Below are 18,049 nucleotides of genomic sequence, written 5' to 3'. Positions count from 1 at the left end.
GCATTACATTTTGTTGGCGAATTTCTGTCTTTTTTTAAATTTTTTTATATGAAGAAACATTCTAAGGCTTGAGGGATTCTTATTTTTATACTCAAACCGAAAATCCCTGTCATAATAAAAGAAGAAGGAAAGGGGATGTGTTGAATGAAAACGATTGAAAATGATCTGTTATTGGTTCAAATCAATGAGAGAGGTGCCGAGGTGAGAGAGGTGCTTCATAAAGAAAGTGGACGTCAATATATGTGGTCTGGTGACCCTGCTTATTGGGGCAGGGTGTCGCCCGTCTTATTTCCGATTGTCGGACGGTTGAAGGATGATCAATACAAGATAGACGATCAAACGTATCAACTCTCGCAGCATGGATTTTTGCGTGATGTTGATTTTGAACTATTTGAAGAAGCAAAAGATCAGGTGGTTTTTCAATATCAATCAAATGGCCGTCACACGTCACAATATCCGTATGAATTTACAGCGCGCATCAGTTATGCACTGTCGGAAAATGGACTAACGATTTCCTGGGAAATTGTTCATGAAGGAGATGGCACGATGTATTTCTCGATTGGTGGACATCCGGCATTTCATGTCCCGCTTGTTGAAGGCGAGCAGACAGATGATTATTCGCTCACATTGATACCTTCCACCGAACATGATCCAGTTCAATATGAACTTCATGATTCACTTGTGAGAGAGAAGGAGAAAGGTGTTGAGTTTGAGCCGATTCAACTTCGCCCAGAACTTTTTCAGAACGATGCAATGATCTTTAGTCATATTGATCAAGTATCATTGACTTCTCAAGCAGGTCACGGCGTTGAGGTCGATCTCAGTGGTTTTCCGTTCGTTGGTATTTGGTCTCCATATGATCAAGAAAAGGGAACAATGGCTCCTTTTGTTTGTATTGAGCCTTGGTATGGGATCGCTGATATGGAAGGGACAAACGGGCAGTATAAGGAGAAATTCGGCATTCAAACCTTAGAGAAGCAAGAGACCTTTCACGCAGCTTACACCATTTTCTTTAAATGAACATTTGTGCATGGTGAAGTGAACAATTTGTTATGATAGAGGAAAAAAGGAGGCGTACGAATGGATCGGGAGAAACAGCAATTAAGTATTGAAGCAGCAAGGCTCTATTACTTATCTGATTACAGTCAGCAAGAAATCGCCAAGCAGCTTGACCTGTCGAGGCCAACGGTGTCTCGTCTGCTTCAGTATGCGAAGGAAAAAGGGTACGTCCAAATTACAGTGATGGACCCATTTGAGGATTTAAATGAGCTGTCCTTATTGCTGAAAGAAAAATATGATCTGCTCGAGGCTCATGTGGTATTTTCGCCAAAGGACGATTATCCAACGATTACGGATTACTTGAGCCGGTTTGGTGCAGATTATCTTCAGAATACGGTGAAAGACGGTGATATCGTTGGAGTGAGCTGGGGCACCACGATGTATCAAATTGCTCAAAAGATGCAACCTAAACAGGTAAAAGGGGTAGAAGTGGTTCAGCTGAAAGGTGGAATCAGCCATTCACATGTGAATACATATTCTGCGGAAACGATTCAGCTGTTTGCATCAGCTTTTCAAACGGCACCACGCTATTTGCCACTGCCTGTTGTGTTCGATAGTGCCGCCGTTAAAGAGATGGTCGAACAGGACAGACATATTCAGCGCATTATTGAAATGGGCAAACAGGCAAATATCGCTGTGTTTACTGTTGGGACGGTAAGAGATGAGGCGCTTTTGTTTAGGCTTGGTTATTTCCGTGAAGAAGAAAAGGCGCTGCTCAAGACATCCAGTGTCGGAGATATCTGTTCGCGTTTTTATGATCAAGAAGGACGCATTTGCAGTGAAGCGATTAACAATCGCACAATCGGTGTGGAGCTGGATGATTTGAGAACAAAAGAGCGCTCCATTCTTGTGGCTGGTGGACATCGAAAGATTGCCTCTATCCATGGGGCGCTGAGAGGAAAATATGCGAACGTATTGGTGATCGATCAGCACACAGCAAGAGCTCTTTTAAATGTCACAAAATAGATGAACAAAATTTCATAACTATATTTACAATTGTTCAATAGTCATTTAAGATGAAAGTATCATATTTAAAAGGAAGTGTGAATCATGACAATAGCAAAGCTCATTGATCATACAGCACTAAAACCAGATACATCTAAAGCTGCGATCATGCAGTTACTAGAAGAAGCAAAGACATATCAATTTGCTTCCGTTTGTGTGAACCCAACTTGGGTATCTCTTGCGGCGAAAGAACTAGAAGGAACAGGCGTTGATGTATGTACAGTCATCGGTTTCCCGTTAGGTGCAAACACAACAGCAGTGAAAGCATTTGAAACAAAGGATGCCATTGAAAACGGTGCAACTGAAGTGGACATGGTCATCAATATTGCGGCATTGAAAGATGGCGAATATGATGCAGTTGAACAAGATATTCGTGCCGTTGTAGACGCAGCAAAAGGCAAAGCCTTAGTGAAAGTCATCATTGAAACTTGTTTACTCACGGATGAAGAGAAAGTACGAGCTTGTGAACTTTCTGTAAAAGCTGGCGCTGATTTCGTCAAAACATCGACTGGATTTAGTACAGGCGGTGCAACAGCTGAGGACATCGCATTAATGCGTAAAACAGTTGGACCTGACATCGGTGTCAAAGCCTCAGGCGGCGTAAGAACAAAAGAAGACGTAGAAGCGATGACAGCTGCAGGCGCAACCCGTATTGGTGCCAGTGCAGGCGTTTCCATTATTAAAGGGGATCAATCAGCTCCTTCTAAAGACTATTAATTCATACGATCCTATGGTAGGATAACAATCATGACTCATTAGATGATGAAAAAGTCATATGCGGAAGGGTCTCATTTCTGGGATTTTCTTCCGCAATTTGTTTGCGAAATAGGGTTTGTTCCATACAAGCACATTAATGTAAACGAATTCATTCAAGGAGGAAAAACATGAAATACGTCATTGGTATTATCGGTTTGCTGGTGATTCTCGCCATTGCATGGCTGGCAAGTAACGGGAAAAAGCGAGTGAAATTCCGTCCAGTCATTGTCATGATTGTACTGCAATTTATTTTAGGTTATATTCTGCTCAATACAGGTGTTGGGAACTTCCTAGTCGGGGGCTTTGCAAAAGGATTCCAAATGCTTCTAGGCTATGCTGGTGAAGGGATCAACTTCGTATTTGGCGGTTTAATGAATGATAATGCGTCAACTTTCTTTATCAATGTCTTGCTGCCGATCGTCTTCATTTCTGCCTTGATTGGTATCCTGCAGCATTGGCGTATCCTTCCGCTGATCGTACGCGGAATTGGGTATTTGCTTAGTAAAGTCAATGGAATGGGGAAACTAGAATCTTACAACGCCGTAGCGTCAGCGATTTTAGGTCAATCCGAAGTGTTCATTTCCATTAAGAAGCAGCTTGGATTATTACCTCAACAGCGTCTTTATACATTGTGTGCATCTGCGATGTCGACTGTATCAATGTCCATTGTCGGTGCGTATATGCAAATGATTAAACCGGAGTACGTTGTTACAGCACTTGTGCTGAACCTATTTGGTGGATTTATTATTGCGTCTATCATCAATCCATATGAAGTGTCTAAAGACGAAGACATGCTTGAAGTCGTAGAAGAAGAAAGACAATCTTTCTTCGAAATGCTCGGCGAATACATTATGGATGGTTTCAAAGTAGCCATTGTTGTGGCTGCGATGTTGATTGGATTCGTTGCATTAATTGCGATGATTAATGGCATTTTCACAGCTGCCATCGGTGTTTCTTTCCAAGATGTACTTGGATATGTGTTTGCACCATTTGCTTTCCTTGTTGGTGTACCTTGGAGTGAAGCGGTACAAGCAGGAAGTATTATGGCGACCAAAATGGTATCTAACGAATTTGTAGCGATGCTTGCTCTATCTGGCGACGGTCTTCATTTCACTGCTCGTACAGAAGCGATCATTTCTGTATTCCTTGTGTCATTTGCGAACTTCTCGTCTATCGGTATCATTGCTGGAGCAGTGAAAGGCTTAAATGAAAAACAAGGAAACGTTGTCGCACGCTTTGGATTAAAGCTGTTATTCGGTGCAACACTCGTCAGCTTCTTAACAGCAGGCGTTGTCGGTTTGATTTACTAAACTAAAAAAGGAATGGTGAAAACAATGAGAATGGTAGATATCATTGCGAAAAAACGTGACGGAAAAGAACTATCTTCAGAGGAAATTTCTTTCTTTGTCAAAGGTTATACGGACGGAACAATTCCTGACTACCAAGCAAGTGCCTTGGCGATGGCGATTTTCTTCCAAGATATGACGGATCAAGAACGTGCAGATTTAACACTCGCTATGGCAAACTCAGGGGACACAATTGACTTGTCTGCTATCGACGGCATTAAAGTAGACAAGCATTCAACAGGCGGTGTAGGCGATACAACAACGCTTGTACTCGCTCCTCTTGTTGCAGCACTTGATGTACCTGTTGCAAAAATGTCTGGGCGTGGTCTTGGACATACGGGTGGAACAGTCGACAAGTTAGAGGCAGTCAAAGGCTTCCACGTTGAAATTACAAAAGACGAGTTCATCGAGCTGGTGAACCGTCATAAAGTAGCGGTCATTGGACAATCAGGCAATCTGACACCTGCTGATAAAAAACTGTATGCCCTTCGTGATGTAACAGGAACTGTTAACTCAATCCCGCTCATTGCAAGCTCGATTATGAGTAAGAAAATCGCTGCTGGCGCAGATGCAATCGTATTAGATGTGAAAACAGGTGCAGGTGCTTTCATGAAAACACCTGAAGACTCTGAGAAGCTTGCAAAAGCAATGGTTCGTATCGGAAATAATGTTGGCAGACAAACGATGGCTGTCATCTCAGACATGTCTCAGCCGCTAGGATTAGCGATTGGAAATTCCCTTGAAGTGAAAGAGGCGATTGACACGCTTAAAGGCGAAGGCCCTGAAGACTTAAACGAGCTTGTGCTCACATTAGGAAGTCAAATGGTCGTTCTTGCGAAAAAAGCAGAGACACTTGATGAAGCAAGAGAAAAGCTAATTGAAGTCATGAAAAACGGCAAAGCACTTGAGAAATTCAAGGAATTTTTAGAAAACCAAGGTGGAGACGGCTCGATTGTAGATCAACCGGAAAAATTGCCACAAGCACCTTATCAAATCGAAGTGCCGGCAAAAGAATCAGGTGTGATCGCTGAAATCGTCGCAGACGAAATCGGTGTTGCAGCGATGATTCTTGGAGCAGGACGTGCAACAAAAGAAGACGATATCGATCTATCTGTTGGCATCATGCTCAACAAAAAAGTAGGCGATCGTGTAGAAAAAGGTGAATCTCTCGTGACGCTGCATGCAAATCGTGAAGATGTTGCGAATGTCATGGAGAAAATTTATGACAACATCCGCATCGCTGACCATGCTGATGCTCCGACTTTGATTCATACAGTGATTACAGAATAAAGAGAAAAAGACAAAAGTGATGAATCGCTTTTGTCTTTTTTTATGTAAATTTTAGGTAGCGCTTCTTCTAGATATGATAAGTTAGATGAGTGGGAGGGGATAAACCATGAGAATGCTCAAACTCATTCTCTTTATTTTTGTAGTCTTGATGATCATTGGATTTATCAGCTACTATGTGGGACCAACATCGACACCAAGTTCTTAAGACGAGCGTACAGCTCGTTTTTTTATTGAAATAAAAAATTTCACTTTATGAAACAAACCTCTTGCAATCATGAAACAATGGGTGTATATTAGTTGACGAGTCAATGATTGATATATCAACTAATTGATCTGAATAGAAAAGAGGGGATGGCATTGACTGCATTTTGCTCTGAAGAAGCAGAGGTATTATATCGTTTGCAGTGCGTGAACCGTATGATGGGTGTGAAGTTCGAAGCATGCACGGGCATTAGCCAATCAAGACTGGAGTTGCTATCACTGTTATTCCAAGCCGACGAAATCAGCCAATCCGATTTGCAGAAAAAAGTAAATATTGATAGTGCGGCTGTGACGCGTCACTTAAAACAGTTAGAAACAAAAGGAATGGTCACGCGCAGAAGAAAGCCGGAAGATAATCGCGTCACGCTTGTTCGTCTGACAGATGAAGGCAGAACAAGAATCGAAGCTTCTAAAAAAGAAAAAGAACGATTTATCTCAGAAATGCTTGAAAACGTAAGTGATGAAGAACGAAAGCTTCTCACTGATGTGCTCATCCGTATACAACAAAACATCGAGAAGATTCAAACAACCTAAAGGAGTGTTACACATGGCTACAACATTAAAAACAAACGATTTTATGGATATTATGAAAGGGCGCCGCTCCATTCGTAACTATGATCCAGCAGTGAAAATTAGCAAAGAAGAAATGACGGAGATTTTAGAAGAGGCAACAACAGCACCATCATCAGTGAATGCACAGCCTTGGCGCTTCATGGTCATTGACAGCCCAGAAGGAAAAGAAAAGCTTGCACCACTCGCAAAATTCAACCAAACACAAGTAGCTACATCATCAGCTGTCATCGCTGTGTTTGCAGATATGAAAAACAATGAATACTTAGAAGAAATTTATTCAAAAGCAGTAGAAAATGGCTACATGCCGCAGGAAGTAAAAGAAAGACAAATTGCTGCATTAACTGCACATTTTGAAGTTCTTCCAGAGCAAGTGAATCGTGAAACGATCTTAATTGACGGTGGACTTGTGTCAATGCAGCTGATGCTTGCTGCTCGTGCGCATGGCTATGATACAAACCCAATTGGCGGATATGACAAAGAAGTCATCGCTGAAACATTCGGCTGGGATAAAGAGCGCTATGTACCAGTTATGCTTCTATCCATTGGGAAAGCGGCTGACGAAGGTTATGCTTCTTACCGTTTACCGATCGATCGCATCACAGAGTGGAAATAATTTTTAAAAAAAGGGAGACGATCATATGATTATTATTCATGCAGGGATGACCATTCATCCAGAGAAAGAAAACGTATTTCTAGAAGAAATCAACGGTTTAATGAAAGCTTCACAGGAAGAAGCAGGCAATGTGTCCTACAAGCTTTTCAAGGATACAGAGAAAGAAAACACCTTTTTAATGGTCGAAGTGTGGAAAGATGAAGCAGCGGTTCAAAGCCATAATGCAAGTGCACATTTCCAAGCTTTCGTCGCAAAGGCAAAAGAATTTTTAGCCGCTCCACTTGATGTTGTTGCATATCAAGGAGAGCAGCTTTCATAGAAAAACAACAAACACCCTAGGCATTTATAGCCTAGGGTTCTTTTATTTTCGACAATTCGTTCCACCTATTTCAATCTCGTATTGTGCTTTTTCCACAAAGTTTCTGAAAATAAAATGTTTTTCGACTTAAGTATATTGGAATATGCTAGAATTAGATATTATTTATTACCAAATTAGGGAGGAACCAATATGAAAAAAGGGAAATGGACGAGCATCGCACTAACAGCTGTCCTCAGTTTAGGCACATTGACAGCTTTCAGCACCCCTCTATCTGCCCACACCTCAGAAAAGTCAACATCCTCAGATGGTGGTCATTATTCAGGTATTCCATTCGACGCAAGTGTTGTCAATGAAGACCGCCTCATCAAAGCCTTGAAAAAACAAGGAAAGATCAAAAAGAATGCCAATGAGGCAGAAACCCAAAAAGCATTAAAGAACTACCTAAAGAAAAAAGAAGAAGCAGCGATGAAACAAAGCGCAAGTACCTTAACAGAAGAACCTGAATTCCTAAAAGAATACAAACAAAATGTACATAATAAACTAGCCAAAAAGAAAAAGTTAAAGAAGCATAAAGGAAAAGAAGGCAATCAAGTAAAGCCGGTGCAAAAGGAAAAATATAAAGGCGACGTCCGTAATGATAAAGTTTTGGTCTTATTAGTAGATTTTAAAGATTATAAGCATAATAGTATTAAAAAAGAAGAGACTGATATGTACTATGACAAGTACGATCAGCAGCATTACCAAGATATGCTTTTCGGAAAAAATGGCTACATCGGTCCAGATGGTAAAAGAAAAGTATCTATGAAGCAGTATTATGAAAAGCAGTCCGGTGGAAGCTACACGATTAGTGGAACAGTAGCTGGATGGTATACAGCCAAGCATGAAGCAGCATATTATGGCGGGAACGTACCAGACGAATCAGGCAGTGACGGCAGACCGCGCGAATTGGTGAAAGAAGCCCTCGAAGCAGCGGCAAAGGATCCAAACATTGACCTTGGTGAATATGATCAATGGGACCGCTATGATATGGATGGAGACGGTGTTTATAATGAGCCGGACGGTATCATTGACCACCTCATGGTTGTACACGCTGGCGTAGGTGAAGAAGCTGGCGGCGGACAGCTTGGCTCTGACGCGATTTGGTCGCATCGCTGGTCACTTGGTGATGTATTTGAGATTCCAAACACTGAATCAGAAGTGGGTCAAGGCGGAAAGTTAGGCGCTCTAGATTATACGATTGAGCCTGAAGATGGCGCAGCAGGCGTGTTCACACATGAATTTGGACATGATCTTGGTCTGCCTGATGAATACGATACACAATACACAGGCAGAGGAGAGCCCGTTTCTTATTGGTCTATCATGTCAAGCGGAAGCTGGGCAGGTAAAGTACCTGGTACGGAACCAACAGGTTTTAGTCCATATGCAAAAGAAATGCTTCAAAACCTGCATGGCGGCAACTGGCTTTCTGGAAAAACCATTGATGGTAAGACATTAACAAAAAGCAAAACAGTTTTAATCGATGAAGCAGCAACAAAAGGAACCAACCATGATGCGGTTCGAGTCGATTTGCCAGATAAAGAGATTGTGGTCACTCAGCCTGCACAAGGGCAATATTCATACTTCAGCGGAACAGGTGACAATTTGAATGCTACCATGACGACATCAGGGATTGATTTGTCGAAGGGAAGCAAAGCCGAGCTTACGTTTAAAGCATGGTACGATATCGAAGAAGATTATGACTATGCGTATGTAGAAGTTCGTGAAACTGGGACAGACAAATGGACAACCATTGCTGGTAATATTACGAATGATCGAAATGAGGCAGGAGCGAATGAAGGCAATGGCATCGATGGGAAATCAGATGGATGGGTAGATGCATCCTTTGACCTTTCTGCTTATGCAGGGAAGAAGATCGATCTGCAATTCCGCTATACAACCGATGCAGGATATTCACTGCCAGGTTTATTTGTAGATGATCTAAAGATTACAGCAGATGGATCAAAAGTGTGGTCAGATGATGCCGAGGGAACGTCCACGTTCACTTTTAACGGATTCTCTCAATCTAATGGAAAACAATATGCCGCTCAGTATTATTTACTAGAATGGCGCTCTTATGCTGATGTCGATAAAGGCTTAAAGCATATCAAACGAGGAGCAAGTCTGATGAGCTATAATAACGGTTTGGTCGTGTGGTACGTCGATCAATCGTACAGTGATAACTGGGTTGGAAAACATCCAGGGAACGGCTTCCTTGGAGTCGTAGATGCAGATCAACAAGTGTTGAAATGGAGTGACGGCTCTATTGCAGCGACAGGTTTCCAAGTACATGATGCAGCATTCTCTTTGAATCCAAGCACCAAGCTGAATATTGATTATACAGCGACAACAGGCTTAACCTTAGAGGATCGCTATATCCGCCCAACGCGTACATTTAGTGATAAAAAGAACTATGTGAATCCAAATAACCCGGATGCAGGACGTGATGTGCCAACATACGGCCTATCCTTTAAAGTCGTCGGACAAAGTAAGGACCGTTCTGTTGGAAAGGTATTAATTTCTAAAAGCAACTAAACAAAAAGCCGGATTCTATCCATGAATCCGGCTTTTTGATACGTTAAGACATGGATTTTTAGCGTATGACTCGTCTTCGATCGAATGTTTGTTCTTTTTTATTTTGATATCCGAATGAAACCATTATATAATAGAGATTGGAAGGTTTTTCTTTCATTCAATGTTCTTTTTAGTTGTTAAAAAACCAAGAAAGGATGAGCGTTACCAATGAGTTGTGTCACTGCCAAGCAATTAAAGGTGATTCGAGGGACGATGCAGACTTTTTGCAGCCATTTAGAGTATGATGGCCACGGTAAGCTTCATATTAATACCATCATGGCTTTTATTAAAAAGGAATTTGGTGTAAGAAAAATGAAAGACATTCCACAAAGTCGTTTTCATGAGGCGTTAGAGCTAATCCAAGACTTTGATTTATACACGGACAAAATACAAATACGAGACCGTCTATCAGAAAGGAATTCACTAAATTGAATATTTTAGCAATGATTTTAGTAGGAATTGTCGCTTTAGAGCACATTGTCATCATGTTACTAGAAATGTTTTTTATGGAATCAAAAATGGCGAAAAGATCTTTCAATCTGCCTGAACACTTACAAAAGGATCCAAATGTGAAAGTGATGTTTGCTAATCAAGGGCTATACAATGGCTTTCTAGCTGCTGGACTCATTTGGGGGCTCATTCTTGGTTCGAATACCGTAGGATATATGATTCAGCTATTTTTCGTTCTTTGTGTATTCATCGCAGCAGTATTTGGCGGTGTGACGTCTAATAAATCGATTATCATCAAACAAGGGTTACCAGCTTTTCTTGCATTAATTGCACTTATCCTGGCTATATAATCCTATCAGCGTGATAGAAAACCTTTGCAGTTTAGGAAGGACGAGCATCGGAGTGAATTTGACATTGGTGAGCACCGAAGCGCAGGACTGACACTGAATGCGAGGGTTTGTCTACACGGTAAAGCCGCCCTAGAGGGCGGCTTTTATCTTTTACGCATTCCCATCAAACGAATAATGGACGTAAGACAAAGGGCAACAGCGACAGCCAATATGATTTTTCCATACATGACGCCCGTAAGATTCATTAAAAAGACAGCCAATATGATACAGAGCGTGATGATAATCATCACAATCGAATAGGTTTTCATCTCTTTTTCCACTCCTTTTAAATTCCCTCTAGCGCAAGAGGTCTGTCAATTGTTTCTCATATTATATCATTTCATCACAATTTTACATGAAATTCCCTGTCAATAGAATGTGACAGAATGATTAGATTTGAAGTGAGGCTATATTTTTTAAAAAATCGGGTATAACATAAAGAGTTGTATCCAAGTCTGATTGCTTGATATTTAATTGTGCAAAATATAAAATAGTCACATGATAAATAGAAAGGATGATAAAGTTGAGCAAGAACGTTTTATTAGTATCCACAAGCAGCTCAGAAATGAACGGACACCCAACAGGCTTATGGCTAGAAGAATTGGCCGAGCCATTTCATATTTTTAAAGAAAATGGACTCAACGTGCAAATTGTTTCAATAAAAGGTGGAACAGTACCGATCGATAAAAATTCAATTCCTGAAGGAGTTCCAGCACAATATCAAGATGTGTATGAATTACTTCAAGACACAAAGGCACTGACCGATGTAAACCCAGCTGAGTATGATGGCATTTTCTTTGCTGGAGGACATGGCCCAATGATCGACTTTGCGTCCAATCAATTGGTTGCCGATGCGATCTTAGCGATTTCAGACAAAAATGGAGCCGTTGGGGCAGTTTGCCATGGCGTTTCTGCCTTTGTTGATGTGAAGGATCGTGATGGAAAATCATTTATCGACGGCAAGAAAATAACAGGATTCACAAATGAGGAAGAGGATGCTGTTCAATTGACATCTAAAGTTCCATTTTTATTGGAAACAAAACTTCGCGAGCAAGGGGCAGCATTTGAAAAAGGCGATGCATTTGCGCCATTCGCCGTTGTAGACGGACAAATCATTACTGGACAAAATCCAGGATCAAGTGCAGAAACAGCACGTTTATTTGTCAAAACCATTGCATAAATCATCAAAAAACCAGTCGTGACGCATACGGCTGGTTTTTTGTTATAAAAATTTCCTAAAAAAGCCCAAAACAAGTATTAGAAAAATGGTAAAATAATCACAGGGTAAAAAACCCAAATTAGGGAAAAGGGGATGTTCCTGTGAGAGCATTTTATGTCAAAATCACCGCCGCCTTACTGTCTATTTTATTGGTCACAACAGGTTTATTTTCACCAGCAATCAAAGCAGAAGATGCACCAAAATCAAGTGAAAAAGTATCGCCACTGACTGAAAAAGCCATTCAGCAAGTGCAAGAGTCGTTTGAAAAGCAGGATAAAGGGACTGCGGTTCAACAGAAGGAAGTAAAAAAATCATTTAAAGTAGATAAGAAAAAGGGAATAAGTATTAAACGAAAAGCGGCTACAGATGGAAAGATGCGCACGTCTGCCGTTCGCTCTATTGATGGACTAGCCATTAATCAATCGGCAGTTTTAAACGAGGAAGATCCAGTTGATTTATGGTTCTTAAGTACATCGTCCTCTCAGGCGCTCATCAGCCGGATTACCTCTCCAAATGCTGATTATTTCGTTCAATTATTTGTTATTGATTATGAAGAAGGACAAGCTTATCCAACGGATCTGATTCAACCGGCAGGCAGTCTGCTTGCGTTAAGCAATTTACCAGCGGGTGATTATGCGTTTGGTATTACTAGCGGTGGAGACTTTGGAGACTCATATACATTACAGGTGAATGCAAAAAACCCACCAAATTTCACAGGTGCTGAATCCCTGTCATCAACATTGCAATACTTTGTTGCTTCGTATGCCAATGGGGATGTTTTCGCAAATGGTACAAAAGTATATAACAAACAATCTAAGACCGCTGATTATAAATGGGAGCGTGTATTTTATTTCTCATATGATGGAAAATATCAACAGAGAACGCATTCTGTTGACAGTGTAAAAGTGAAGAGTATTTCGGCACCAGTATCGTACTCTGCTCCATATGCGAGTTCCTCTGAGGCCATTCTTGTCTACTTAGATGTGGAGACATTATTTATGTATCATGAATCATCGTTTGCTAGTGGGCAGTACTACCATAGCAGCTTTGTTGATACTCTCGGAAAGACAACGCCAAGGCGTTTAGACATTGATGACCTGACAAATTACGGCGATCATATTTTGGCTGTTGATTTAAAGACAGGAAAGCCAATTGATTTCTTCAGTGTCCTTAATTTCTACTATGCGGCAGGGATCGAGAAGCTGCCAACGATCAATACATTGAATTAAGATCGGCGGTTGACATCAAATCGCCACATGTGTAGAGTAAAGATAATTAAATGACAAAAGTCCACTAGGGGAGTCATGTATGACTGAGACAAGAGGAAATCTTGGACCCTTTGAACCTGATCTAGTTTGTACTAGCGGAGGGAAGTGGAGCTGGACCTTGTCTTATTCATGATTGAATCGATAAGAAGGCCGCTCCATTCGGGGTGGCTTTTTCATTTATTCAACTGAAAAAGAGGAGGCTTTTTTATGACATTTTCAACCCAATTAAGGCAAGAAGCAGAACCATTATTTGAAGCGATTTATCAGCATCCGTTTGTGAGAGGACTCGCAGCAGGAGAACTCGAAAAGGAACAGATCATTCATTATGTCAAACAGGATGCGGAATATTTAAATGCCTTTATTAAAATTTATGCGGCAGCCATCAGCAGATGTACAGACAGAGAGGACATTACCTTTTTCCATCAACAAATGGCTTTTGTCCTTGATAGTGAGACACATCCTCATCAAAACCTTTGCCGAGTGGCAGGTGTCGCTTATGATGAACTGCAAGGGGCGTCTTTGGCGCCAAGTGCCCATCACTATATTCATCACATGCTGCAAGTCGCAAAGGAAGGGACGCTAGGAGAAATCATTGCGGTTTTGCTCCCTTGCCCTTGGACCTATTGGGAAATAGGCAAACGAATGCTTAAAGATGTTGAGCCCGACCCTGCCCATCCATTCTATGAGTGGATCACGTTTTATGGCGGGTTAACGGACTCTGTTACAGTGGAGCTTTGCAAACGGCTTGATCAGTGGGCGGAAGGAGCAAGTGAGAAGGAAAAGGAGAAAATGAAACAGCACTTCATCTTAAGCTGTCAGCTTGAGTATAAATTCTGGGACATGGCCTTTACTGTCGAAGAGTGGCCTGTCCAAATGGAGGTGCATTCTTCATGACATGGAAGATGAAAGAAGTCGTTCTTGCTGTCATTTTATCAGTGGCATGCGGAGTCATCTATTTAGGGTGGTCGACTCTTTATTTACCGATTACAGCCCTTGTCGGTCCAGCAGGAGGCAACATCATGTTCGGAATTTGGGTCATTGCCAGTCCAATCGTTGCTTACATTATCCAAAAGCCAGGAGCTGCCCTCATCGCAGAAACAGCTGCCGCTGCCGTGGAATTACTGACAGGCAGCCACTTCGGTCTTTCTGCGCTTTTGATTGGTGTATGCCAAGGACTTGGAGCAGAAATCGCCTTCGCTCTTTTTGGCTATAAGCGATATCGCATGTGGACACTCATGTTGTCTGGTGCCTTTGCAGCAGTAGGGGCAATGGCATATAGCCTCATTGCCAATGGATTCGGCTATTACACGCCTCAAGTGTTACTCATGACACTTGTCACTCAAGTCATCAGCGGTATGTTACTCGGCGGTTGCTTGGCAAAGGTTGTGGTGGATGCTTTATCTAAAACGGGTGTGCTGAATCAATATGCCATCATGAAAGAAAAACGAAGTAAGGGTGACCAGCATGGATTCATTTCTCGCGTGCAGTAATCTCACTGTCCGCTTTTATGAACAGCCGAATCCCGTTCTTCATCAAGTATCTCTTTCTATTCAAAAGGGGGAAAAGGTGCTGATATTAGGACCAAGTGGAAGCGGGAAATCTACGCTGATTTCTGTGCTTGCTGGCATTATTCCAGAGCATATGGAAGCTGAAGTACAGGGAGAAGTGATGCGGCAAAGGCATACTGGTGTCATGTTTCAAGACCCAGATTCGCAGTTTTGTATGCACCGAGTCAATGAAGAAATTGCGTTTAGCTTAGAGAATCGATCTGTCCCTCGTGAACAAATGGATGACATGATTCAGCATCTCATGAAAAAGGTACAGCTGGATGTCGACCCAAATACAGATATTCATACCTTATCTGGCGGAATGAAGCAGCGGTTGGCGCTTGCATGTTTACTAGCATTAGAGCCAGATGTCCTGTTCTTTGATGAACCGACAGCACAGCTTGACCCAGCAGGAAGAATGGAGATATTTCAATTACTTCAGCAGCTTTCGGCTGAACAGAATCAGACGATGATTTTTGTGGAGCATGTGTTAGACGGTGTCATCGAGTGGATGGATCGGGTGATCTTATTAGATCATCAAGGCCGTATCATATCAGATGGAACGCCAAAAGACGTGATGAATACATTTGAGGGAGAAATGAAAGAAGCCGGCATTTGGCGTCCGAAAATATTTCCCGAGAAATGGTCCACTATCGTACAAGATCCGTTTCATCCACTGAGTCAAACACTCTTGCAAACCTTTGAGGCGAGAAAAGAACGTCATGAGAAATTGTCATCAACAGATCGAGGGGTCATTATTCGCACAGATCATCTACAATTAAGCTACGGGAAAAAAAGCATTATAGATGACCTGCACCTTAATATAAAAGCAGGAGATTGGGTTGCGATCATCGGTGAAAATGGAAGCGGAAAAAGTACGTTTCTTAAACATGTCATCCGTTTAGAACCAATAAAGAAAGGTCACATTTTCTTAAAAGGAAAACACCTGAAAAAGTGGTCTGACCGAACATTATATGAAAAAGCAGGCTTTGTATTTCAAAATCCAGAACTTCAATTTATACAGGACACAGTGTTTGATGAAATCGCATTTGGTGGGAGACAGCGAAATTGGCCAGAGCCTGTTGTGCAAGAAAAAACGAATCAGCTATTGGTAGAGTTCGGCCTAGAGAAGCATAGAGACGCGCATCCTTTCACCTTAAGCTTAGGACAAAAAAGAAGATTAAGTGTTGCCACGATGCTTCTTTTTGATCAGGATGTACTCATTTTAGATGAGCCGACCTTCGGGCAGGATGAGAAAACGGCGAGGGAGTTAATCCGGCGTTTAAAAGAACGTCAACGACAAGGCACCACTATTATTATGGTCACACATGATATGGAACTCGTTGATGAGTGCGCTGATCAGGTGCTTGTTTTTCATCAAGGGGAGCAAGTTTATGATGGTACGCCTTTTGATTTATTTTCTCATCAGGAACTTGTCACTTCCTGTGAGCTGAGAGTGCCGTTACATTATCGCTATATGGCTGAAAGAAAGGAAGTGATGACGATTGCAAAGTAATCACTCCTTTCTATCCACTGTAAATCCAGTCATGAAATTACTCGCCCATCTCCTTGCGATGTGCTGTCTGATGGCGATTTCTGATCCTAAAACGACGTTCATCATCTGGCTGTTTGCACTTGGAATTGGACTTGTCCTAGGCGGCTGGAATTTGAAATACCTCATCACCAGACTTGTACCTTATCTGCTCTTTTTCATTCTCGTGTTTTGGATGATCGCGGCCTTTGGCAAGGGAGATCATACAGTTTGGAAGTGGGCATGGTTTCATATCACAGAGGAGAGTTTAAGAAATGGGCTGACCATTTCTTTTAGAATGCTCGGGTTTGTGACATTTGGTCTCCTTTTTACATCAACAACTGATTTGACGGCCTTTATGATGAGCTTAATCCATCAATGCCGAATGTCACCCAAATGGGCATATGGGATGCTGGCAGGCTTCCGGTTTATCCCGTTGTTTCAAAGTGAATTGAAGCAAATGAAGGCTGCACATAAAATTAGAGGTTACAAGCAAAAAAACAGTTGGAAAGCCTTTATACGTTATGCACTCCCTCTTTTCACGCAAGGCGTACGGAAATCTGAACGACTAGCCATTGCGATGGAAGCAAGAGGCTTCACAGGGACGAGGGAGAGAACGTATTATCATGTCATCAGCACTTCATGGATCGACTGCATGTATCTTTTTTTCATCGTCATTAGTGTGTTGATATGCATCTTCTTCTTTTAAAAACAGCCACATTCTCTTGATAGAATGTGGCTGTTTTATATGTCTTAGGTCATTTGGTTGATATTAGTACACATTGCAGGCTGTAATAGATCATATAAAGAACCGATAAAGAGAGTGTACTGAGAAAAAGAGAGGATGAACGTGAGCGAATGTCACAGAGAATTGATAACATAATAGACGCTTTACCAATCGTTGGACTAGCTATGAGAGAGCAGCTAACCTTTTCTGTATTAGGGAAAGAGAAGGTTCTTTATTATCAGCAGCACGGGAACATTGACTTAGGGTTTAAAGCTGGGGATGTTGTAGCTCCCGGGTTCCAAAACTTTTCAATGTTGAAAAATGGGAGAGAGCCATCGTTTATCCAGATTCCTAAAGAGGTGTACGGAATTCCTATGGACATCGTCGCCGTCCCGATTAAAGATGACAATGGTCAAGTGGTCGCTGCCTTCTGTGTAGCATATGACCAAACGAATCAACAACGATTAGAACACATTATGACGGAAAGTAACGATGCTTCCGAAAAACTAGTCGCGATGGTACAGCAAGTGGCTGCACATTCAGAGGAACTACAAGCGACAAGTGAACAAATTCTACAAAATACAAAAACCACTGTCGAAAATTCCTCTAAAATCAACCAAGTGTCTAATCTCATCAAAGGTATCTCTGATCAAACGAACTTACTTGGACTCAATGCATCCATTGAGGCTGCAAGAGTAGGTGAAGCAGGAGCAGGCTTTGGGGTGGTTGCTACGGAAGTGAGAAAGCTGTCTACTCACGCGAAGCAAGCAACGACTGATATTGAAACAGCGCTAAAAGATGTGCAAGGCTCTATCAAAGGAATGGAAGAAGAAATAGCACAAATCGTGGCTTCTTCTGAACATCAAGCAGAACTCGTTGGCACTTTCACAAAAATTATTGAGGGGCTGCACGAAACGAACGAAACGATGAAAACATTGGCAACAGACTTAGTGAATTATCAAGTGAAATAAATAAACGAATCACAAAACCTCCAGCTGTATCGGAGGTTTTTTAACGTGTTGAAGTGAGTTTTTTGTCATGATATTGACGGGTTTTTCACTGACAGGGAAGTTACACTTCTGTATG

At 41.7% G+C, this 18,049-nt stretch carries 18 protein-coding genes, 1 pseudogene and 1 riboswitch; of the genes and pseudogenes, 18 read left to right on the top strand and 1 reads right to left on the bottom strand.

The genetic code is table 11. The features are described 5' to 3' along the window. Positions 1–144 precede the first annotated feature (144 nt). From NSQ70_RS18175 to NSQ70_RS18125, 11 genes are all read left to right on the top strand, one after another. Positions 145–1,020: an aldose 1-epimerase family protein gene (locus tag NSQ70_RS18175; RefSeq protein WP_342502334.1), complete on the top strand. Its 876-nt coding sequence runs from the start codon at positions 145–147 to the stop codon at positions 1,018–1,020. Positions 1,021–1,080: 60 nt separating this feature from the next. Beyond that, the gene (locus NSQ70_RS18170; RefSeq protein ID WP_047947036.1) at positions 1,081–2,025 is read left to right on the top strand and encodes a sugar-binding transcriptional regulator; all 945 of its coding nucleotides are present in this window, start codon (positions 1,081–1,083) and stop codon (positions 2,023–2,025) included. Between the two features lie 84 nt (positions 2,026–2,109). Then, positions 2,110–2,781 carry a deoxyribose-phosphate aldolase gene (gene deoC, locus NSQ70_RS18165; protein WP_007498018.1) on the top strand — a complete coding sequence of 224 codons (672 nt, stop codon included), beginning with the start codon at positions 2,110–2,112 and terminating at the stop codon, positions 2,779–2,781. Between the two features lie 167 nt (positions 2,782–2,948). Continuing rightward, positions 2,949–4,130 carry a NupC/NupG family nucleoside CNT transporter gene (locus NSQ70_RS18160; RefSeq protein ID WP_017358632.1) on the top strand — a complete coding sequence of 394 codons (1,182 nt, stop codon included), beginning with the start codon at positions 2,949–2,951 and terminating at the stop codon, positions 4,128–4,130. A gap of 24 nt (positions 4,131–4,154) precedes the next feature. Beyond that, positions 4,155–5,456, top strand: a complete 1,302-nt coding sequence (locus tag NSQ70_RS18155; protein ID WP_039164991.1) for a pyrimidine-nucleoside phosphorylase — start codon at positions 4,155–4,157, stop codon at positions 5,454–5,456. Between the two features lie 351 nt (positions 5,457–5,807). After that, a complete protein-coding gene (locus NSQ70_RS18150; protein ID WP_045033720.1) occupies positions 5,808–6,251 on the top strand; it encodes a MarR family transcriptional regulator in 444 nt (147 codons plus the stop codon). A gap of 13 nt (positions 6,252–6,264) precedes the next feature. Further along, entirely contained in the window at positions 6,265–6,903 is a 639-nt protein-coding gene (locus tag NSQ70_RS18145; RefSeq protein ID WP_335350491.1) for a nitroreductase family protein, read from the top strand. Positions 6,904–6,928: 25 nt separating this feature from the next. Continuing rightward, positions 6,929–7,222 (top strand): putative quinol monooxygenase, encoded by a 294-nt coding sequence (locus NSQ70_RS18140; RefSeq protein WP_008345714.1) that lies wholly within the window; start codon positions 6,929–6,931, stop codon positions 7,220–7,222. Positions 7,223–7,411: 189 nt separating this feature from the next. Next, positions 7,412–9,793, top strand: a complete 2,382-nt coding sequence (locus NSQ70_RS18135) for an immune inhibitor A domain-containing protein (protein ID WP_335350492.1) — start codon at positions 7,412–7,414, stop codon at positions 9,791–9,793. A 207-nt stretch (positions 9,794–10,000) separates the two neighbouring features. Next, the gene (locus NSQ70_RS18130) at positions 10,001–10,264 is read left to right on the top strand and encodes an ORF6C domain-containing protein (RefSeq protein WP_008345710.1); all 264 of its coding nucleotides are present in this window, start codon (positions 10,001–10,003) and stop codon (positions 10,262–10,264) included. Beyond that, positions 10,261–10,632 carry a DUF1304 domain-containing protein gene (locus tag NSQ70_RS18125; protein ID WP_007498006.1) on the top strand — a complete coding sequence of 124 codons (372 nt, stop codon included), beginning with the start codon at positions 10,261–10,263 and terminating at the stop codon, positions 10,630–10,632. The genes NSQ70_RS18130 and NSQ70_RS18125 overlap by 4 nt, the downstream gene beginning before the upstream one ends. 143 nt (positions 10,633–10,775) lie before the next feature. Here NSQ70_RS18125 and NSQ70_RS18120 read toward each other — a convergent pair. Next, positions 10,776–10,970: pseudogene (locus tag NSQ70_RS18120) on the bottom strand (hypothetical protein); the annotation flags it as partial. A 224-nt stretch (positions 10,971–11,194) separates the two neighbouring features. Here NSQ70_RS18120 and NSQ70_RS18115 point away from each other — a divergent pair. The 7 genes from NSQ70_RS18115 to NSQ70_RS18085 all read left to right on the top strand — a co-directional run bounded on the left by NSQ70_RS18115 (position 11,195) and on the right by NSQ70_RS18085 (position 17,934). Then, positions 11,195–11,851, top strand: a complete 657-nt coding sequence (locus NSQ70_RS18115; protein ID WP_017358640.1) for a type 1 glutamine amidotransferase domain-containing protein — start codon at positions 11,195–11,197, stop codon at positions 11,849–11,851. Positions 11,852–11,991: 140 nt separating this feature from the next. Further along, a complete protein-coding gene (locus tag NSQ70_RS18110; RefSeq protein WP_144667485.1) occupies positions 11,992–13,119 on the top strand; it encodes a hypothetical protein in 1,128 nt (375 codons plus the stop codon). Between the two features lie 56 nt (positions 13,120–13,175). After that, positions 13,176–13,279: riboswitch (TPP riboswitch) on the top strand. An 86-nt stretch (positions 13,280–13,365) separates the two neighbouring features. Continuing rightward, positions 13,366–14,052 (top strand): thiaminase II, encoded by a 687-nt coding sequence (tenA, locus tag NSQ70_RS18105; RefSeq protein WP_017358641.1) that lies wholly within the window; start codon positions 13,366–13,368, stop codon positions 14,050–14,052. After that, on the top strand, positions 14,049–14,648 hold the full coding sequence (locus tag NSQ70_RS18100) for an ECF transporter S component (protein ID WP_019743666.1): 600 nt from the start codon (positions 14,049–14,051) through the stop codon (positions 14,646–14,648). The genes tenA and NSQ70_RS18100 overlap by 4 nt, the downstream gene beginning before the upstream one ends. Then, entirely contained in the window at positions 14,623–16,221 is a 1,599-nt protein-coding gene (locus NSQ70_RS18095; RefSeq protein WP_342502333.1) for an energy-coupling factor transporter ATPase, read from the top strand. Before NSQ70_RS18100 ends, NSQ70_RS18095 begins: the two co-directional genes overlap by 26 nt. Continuing rightward, a complete protein-coding gene (locus tag NSQ70_RS18090; RefSeq protein ID WP_024719222.1) occupies positions 16,211–16,945 on the top strand; it encodes an energy-coupling factor transporter transmembrane component T in 735 nt (244 codons plus the stop codon). The genes NSQ70_RS18095 and NSQ70_RS18090 overlap by 11 nt, the downstream gene beginning before the upstream one ends. Before the next feature lie 149 nt (positions 16,946–17,094). Continuing rightward, complete coding sequence (locus NSQ70_RS18085) at positions 17,095–17,934, top strand: methyl-accepting chemotaxis protein (protein WP_116306502.1); 840 nt, start codon at positions 17,095–17,097, stop codon at positions 17,932–17,934. Positions 17,935–18,049 lie beyond the last annotated feature (115 nt).

Source organism: Bacillus sp. FSL R5-0397, assembly GCF_038593395.1.
Lineage (GTDB): Bacteria > Bacillota > Bacilli > Bacillales > Bacillaceae > Bacillus > Bacillus altitudinis.
This window is presented reverse-complemented; position numbering and strand designations above follow the sequence as displayed.

Excerpts from the sequence above, each read along its gene's own strand:
- NSQ70_RS18175 (WP_342502334.1), top strand. The coding sequence starts at position 145 with ATGAAAACGATTGAAAATGATCTGTTATTGGTTCAAATCAATGAGAGA.
- NSQ70_RS18170 (WP_047947036.1), top strand. The coding sequence starts at position 1,081 with ATGGATCGGGAGAAACAGCAATTAAGTATTGAAGCAGCAAGGCTCTAT.
- deoC (WP_007498018.1), top strand. The coding sequence starts at position 2,110 with ATGACAATAGCAAAGCTCATTGATCATACAGCACTAAAACCAGATACA.
- NSQ70_RS18160 (WP_017358632.1), top strand. The coding sequence starts at position 2,949 with ATGAAATACGTCATTGGTATTATCGGTTTGCTGGTGATTCTCGCCATT.
- NSQ70_RS18155 (WP_039164991.1), top strand. The coding sequence starts at position 4,155 with ATGAGAATGGTAGATATCATTGCGAAAAAACGTGACGGAAAAGAACTA.
- NSQ70_RS18150 (WP_045033720.1), top strand. The coding sequence starts at position 5,808 with ATGGCATTGACTGCATTTTGCTCTGAAGAAGCAGAGGTATTATATCGT.
- NSQ70_RS18145 (WP_335350491.1), top strand. The coding sequence starts at position 6,265 with ATGGCTACAACATTAAAAACAAACGATTTTATGGATATTATGAAAGGG.
- NSQ70_RS18140 (WP_008345714.1), top strand. The coding sequence starts at position 6,929 with ATGATTATTATTCATGCAGGGATGACCATTCATCCAGAGAAAGAAAAC.
- NSQ70_RS18135 (WP_335350492.1), top strand. The coding sequence starts at position 7,412 with ATGAAAAAAGGGAAATGGACGAGCATCGCACTAACAGCTGTCCTCAGT.
- NSQ70_RS18130 (WP_008345710.1), top strand. The coding sequence starts at position 10,001 with ATGAGTTGTGTCACTGCCAAGCAATTAAAGGTGATTCGAGGGACGATG.
- tenA (WP_017358641.1), top strand. The coding sequence starts at position 13,366 with ATGACATTTTCAACCCAATTAAGGCAAGAAGCAGAACCATTATTTGAA.
- NSQ70_RS18100 (WP_019743666.1), top strand. The coding sequence starts at position 14,049 with ATGACATGGAAGATGAAAGAAGTCGTTCTTGCTGTCATTTTATCAGTG.
- NSQ70_RS18095 (WP_342502333.1), top strand. The coding sequence starts at position 14,623 with ATGGATTCATTTCTCGCGTGCAGTAATCTCACTGTCCGCTTTTATGAA.
- NSQ70_RS18085 (WP_116306502.1), top strand. The coding sequence starts at position 17,095 with ATGTCACAGAGAATTGATAACATAATAGACGCTTTACCAATCGTTGGA.